This window comes from Polynucleobacter parvulilacunae (assembly GCF_018881715.1).
GTDB classification, from domain to species: domain Bacteria; phylum Pseudomonadota; class Gammaproteobacteria; order Burkholderiales; family Burkholderiaceae; genus Polynucleobacter; species Polynucleobacter parvulilacunae.
This window is the reverse complement of the sequence record NZ_JACVPW010000017.1, coordinates 1-2,471: the sequence shown is the minus strand read 5'-3', so window position 1 is coordinate 2,471 and position 2,471 is coordinate 1. Positions and strand designations below refer to the sequence as shown.

The following is a 2,471-nucleotide window of genomic DNA, read 5'->3' as shown; positions in this document are numbered from 1 at the left end:
TCGTAGCTGTACCGCCAGCAGAGACGGCCAATAGACCCCCACTGCTAACAATAGAGTTCGTTGCCGTACCACCGGAGGAGACATTGAGGTTGGCACCAGACAAAATCGTTGTTACATTAGCTTCAGCACCATTAAAAATGCCCATCGGGGATCCCGACAGAGTTGTCCCCACAGCATAGTTTGAACTGCCTGCCAGATTAAAGCCAAGAGCTCCATTATTAACAATTAAGTTAAAGACGCGTACATTGGTGGCGCCACTAAAAACAAACATCTGTCCGCCGCCAACTAACGAAATTTGTTGTAGTGACGCACTATCAACACTACTCCCTATACCAAGGTAACCAAGAATGGTGGCGCTAGATATAACACCACGATACTCCAAATAAACATTTCCACCAGAAGACACAGTTAGGTTGTATTCACGCGGATTCCCCAAAACAGAGCCCATGTACTCTACGCCACCACTGAAAACAGTCGTGAAGAAATTCCCGTTAAAAGGAAAACTCTGATTGCCACTGTTGTATATCGTGCCGAAAACCGACGTACGGCTATACGCGTAGCCATTGTTGAAGTTATAGGATGTCCCAGAGCTATTAACGAAGTCATACACATCAGCCGCATGAGCGTGCAAATGGCATGCTGTAGTCAAAACCAAAGTAGCTAACTTTTTGCCCGAGCCTTTCCCTCTGACTGCATTTTTACAATGCTCAGATACAACCACAAATACACCTAAAGCTCTTGAGAACTTTAGTTTGAAAATTTTATTCAAATCAGCACTCAGAAAATCAAATTGGCTGTCATTTTTACCGACTTAGACTCTATTCAAAAGATATAAAGCATATGAAATTCGTACTGATTTTTTTAAAATTTATGTGATCACCTTAATTAAGCCCAAGACACCCGCTAGTCGAAAACTTATGGAATACCATGCTGGGCATAAGGCAAACACCAAAATTAGATCAGACCACACTGAAGATTGAACTATCAAACTCCGACAGGGTTTATTGTCAAATAGCAAAAAGATTTAACAACCAGAGCTAGGCAAATTGGTATCACCCGTATATCCGTTAATTTGTATCTAAAGTTTTTAGGTGTCGATATGAAACGTTGTCAATCGAGCCTGCAATCCAGAAAGATTTATCCCCAGAATGAACTACCATTAAATGGCGCAACTTTTATATTGCAGAGGGCGCAATATATTGATAAATGTTGGTATGGCTAAAACGCCACCTCATTGCGCTAGCAGTCAAAGCGCAATACGAATACATTATTAGATACGCAAAACATATCTAATTGCCTGAATTACTCGTGCGAAGATGGCAAACTTACACCCATCCGTAAAAAAACTTAAATAAGCTTATGCTAGCAACAAAAAAAATTGCCGCTCATTTAAAGTGCGTACACGATAAATCAGAGAAACATTTACCTTTAAGAGGCTCAGCTATTCGCCATGAAATAATAATTAATGCATTCTTTTTTGCCGCTTCAAATAAACATCTAAGGGTGAAATCCTTATTGCTAAATTCTAGATTCAGCAACATGGGTATCCGCCCCCACCTCAATGATCTAATTGAAGAGGGGTGGCTAGAATTAAAAAGGAGTAACGAAGATGCTAGGGCCAAGCAAATAATTCCTACAGCTAAGCTAATTTCAAAATTTGAGTTACTTTCAGAGGATTTTCAACATTTATCCCTTTAGCCTTCTACCGCACATCAAGAAGACTGATTAAATAATCAAAAAGGAGCGCACTCAAAACGAGCAAAACGCATTCTCATACTTTAGAAAAATACTAATTCAATAGATTTACAAGGCATGCAAGCAATGGTTTATTCATTTTATTTCAAAAAAACTGAACCAATAGTTTTCCAAAACCTTTCTCAATAACTCACTTTATGCACATATTTAGATTTATCTTGGGAGTAGCGTTGAGCATACTACTCGTGCTTATTGGAGTAACTTTTATATATTGCGCAATAGTGTGGCAATAAGCACTCCCATCAGCAAGATACAAATATTTTAATCTAATAGCACCCATGAAACGCATAGTTTGCCCCAACTGCAAAGCCCATATCCTGGAAAACAATCTCTTTTGTAGCGTATGTCACGCTATGAGACCGACAAGACTCCTGAGCACTATATGTTTACTAATATTAGCAACGGAGCTGCTATGGCTTCTGGCTATGGCCTATTTAATTTATTCGTAAACACCCTTAAACACAACTCTAACCTTGCACGGCGCTATTGAGTCTAGAAATATCAGGGCCAATAAAGGAGAGGATTTTCCTAAAAAGTAGAACTACTTGAGCAATTTAAAAAATCGCCGTTGATAATTCACAACTAAAATACCTAATTCTTGAAAATAGTATTCACTCCAAACCCTCGCAAAATTTGATTGATTCAGCAAGAATTAACAACAAACATCACTGCTAAAGCCATCCATTCTTTTTAAACGAAAGGCAATAATATGCAAG

General features: G+C 38.9%; 2 protein-coding genes. One reads left to right on the top strand and one right to left on the bottom strand.

Annotated features, from left to right (window positions below):
* Window positions 1-769, bottom strand: a 769-nt coding sequence (locus ICN18_RS10380; RefSeq protein WP_216190517.1) for an ESPR domain-containing protein, incomplete at its 3' end; no start/stop codon positions are given.
* A 590-nt stretch (window positions 770-1,359) separates the two neighbouring features.
* Between ICN18_RS10380 and ICN18_RS10375 the strand changes: the two genes are divergently transcribed.
* Complete coding sequence (locus ICN18_RS10375) at window positions 1,360-1,698, top strand: hypothetical protein (protein ID WP_216190515.1); 339 nt, start codon at window positions 1,360-1,362, stop codon at window positions 1,696-1,698.
* Window positions 1,699-2,471: the final 773 nt, after the last annotated feature.

Coding starts and splice junctions, on each gene's coding strand:
- ICN18_RS10375 (WP_216190515.1), top strand. CDS start 1,360: ATGCTAGCAACAAAAAAAATTGCCGCTCATTTAAAGTGCGTACACGAT.